Annotated in this window: 1 protein-coding gene; it reads left to right on the top strand. The window is 38.8% G+C overall.

The annotated features are described in order from the left end of the window. Window positions 1-95 precede the first annotated feature (95 nt). Window positions 96-2,338: endo-beta-N-acetylglucosaminidase (locus AB4653_RS24150; RefSeq protein WP_372105508.1), on the top strand; the 2,243-nt coding region annotated here is incomplete at its 3' end.

The following is a 2,338-nucleotide window of genomic DNA, read 5'->3' as shown; positions in this document are numbered from 1 at the left end:
GTCTAAATAGGGGTAATTATATTTTCTATAAATCATAAACCACCTTAAATCTAACCTCAGTCAGAGTACAGGGTAAATTATAGAGAGGTCTTTATATGGAAAAGCAAAGAGAACGACGTCAATGGGGAACTTGGATAAAGAGTGTTTTCATCTTTTTTATCGGAGGGTTAATTTTTAGTTCACAAACCTATGCCCAAGGGAAAAAAACCTACACTTGGTTTATCAATAAGCCAAATAATGCAACCTCGTCAGTTCCTTCCTTGAAGGATCTAACTGTAAATGACATCTTGAGTGATGAAGATTACTTGAGTAAAAATACGAAAGAAAGACAGACTGGTATTCTCGTTGATGGGGTTATTCAACCTTGGGTTTATCATTGGGCTAGAATAGAAGATCGTCTAGATCCAGATACTGCCTTAAACAAGCTAAATCATCGTTATACCGCCCTAGTCCGTCCTAGGGCTACATTAGAAAGAATTCCTGACGCTATCACTAGCCCTGACCGTGTTCGATTTGATTATTGGGATTATCTTGAAGGAATGGTCTTTTGGGGAGGAAGCTCTCAAGAAGGCACAATTTTAGCCCCTGACCCTCAATGGATTGAAGAAGCTCATGTGAAAGGAGTCAAGATTTATGGCAGCGTCTTTTTGCCTAGTCTCTCCCATGGAGGAAATTTTCAAGATTGTCGAGATTTAGGGACAGTCAGTTTGATGACAAAGCTCATTGAATTGGCTGACGGACTGAATTTTGAAGGATGGTTTTTAAATGTTGAAAGTTTTTCTGGGGAGCAACAGCGAGAAACCTGTATTAATCAAATTGATTCAGCGCTAAGTGACAGTAGGATTACTACATTACAACAAGAAAAAAATATAGAATTTATAAAATATATTGGTTCAGAGGGCTATAGTGGTTGGATATCAGACGCCGATATTACTCCAAATGGCTTTATAGAACCAAGAATGAAAGCATCTCCTCATAGTAATGAAGTCGATTATTATCTCATTAGTGAATATGGTGCAGAAGCTTTAAACGAGATCAGAAATCCTGCTAAGTTCAATTCAAATAAGCAATATCTTATGTTTCCCAATGCTTCTTATTGGGGGCAGTTAGATCAGACAACTAAGTATACTATAGAAGTAGGTGCCCGAAACAATGCGGAACAAGTCGCCAAGCAATATTGGGAAGGAATGTTGGGTAACGATGAGCGTAAAGAATCAGAGGAGTATAATTGGAATGGTGTTTCTCAATATACTAAGAAGCGGAGTACAGATGCCCAGCTAGAACGTTTTCCTGTTCTTGCCTATCAGGATATTAATTTTCAAGGATCCTTGACCCATCTTAATTACGGAAGGTCTTCTGCTGAAGAGATAAATGCTATAGGAGAGATTTCGTCGATTAAGGTAGGGCCAAAAAGTTACGTTCGCTTATGTAAAAGTACTGATTATTCAAATTGTTTGACTGTATGGGGGCTGGATCTTGATTTTGTGGGCGAAGAAATGAACGATTCTATTGTCCATCTTGAGGTTGGTCCGCTTGAACTATACCCAGAAAATGTTGTTTTCTATACTGATCAGTACTTTCAAGGCCAAAAGTTGACTCTTGATCGAACTAACGCATTCTACGATACAACTGACATTTACGACAGGGCATTCTATCGATCAATTTCATCTTTGGTTGTGCCTCCAGGGAAAAAAGTACTCCTTTGTAATACAAGGACGGAAGACAGTTGTCAATTTCCCTATACTGGTACGGTAAAACTCGTAGCTGCCTCTGACAATGACGTCACACGTGGGGTTAAGATAATTGACCAACCGCAATTAACTTTAGCGACACTCTTTGCTCATCGAGACCAACAGCCTCCATTGTTTGAAATGCTCCAGCTTAACCATGTTTACAATGCTTCAGAGCTAGGGGATGTAGGTATTACTAGTTCTTCTCTTAGGTTGCACGATAAACAATATCAAGTGAAAGCTTGCCTTCAATCTAACCTAGAGGGCACATGTGATATCTACTATGCTGATAGTAATTATTTTGGTGATTTAAGAAATGACTCTTATCGCTCTTTTGTTATTGAAAAGCGTGATTTGAATAATGTTATAGGCCTCGCTTACATGGACCTTCAGTTACATGGACCTCAATATCCTTTGCTGACAGGGACGAATGAGAACTTCCCTGATATTTTTAGGGGAGGGATCTCTTCAATAAAGCTGCTCCTACCCGGCTATGAGTTTTCTTATTGCCTTACCGATAATCAACAAAATTTGGAATGTACTGGTTATAGGAGCAATGATTCTCTTGGTTTATCATCTGATTATGATGATAACAGAACCTTATCTAT

This window comes from Vibrio sp. 10N.222.48.A3, assembly GCF_041475345.1.
In the GTDB taxonomy this organism is placed as follows: Bacteria; Pseudomonadota; Gammaproteobacteria; order Enterobacterales; family Vibrionaceae; genus Vibrio; species Vibrio tasmaniensis_A.
Note: the sequence above shows the minus strand (reverse complement) of the source record. Positions and strands in the feature narration are given on the sequence as shown.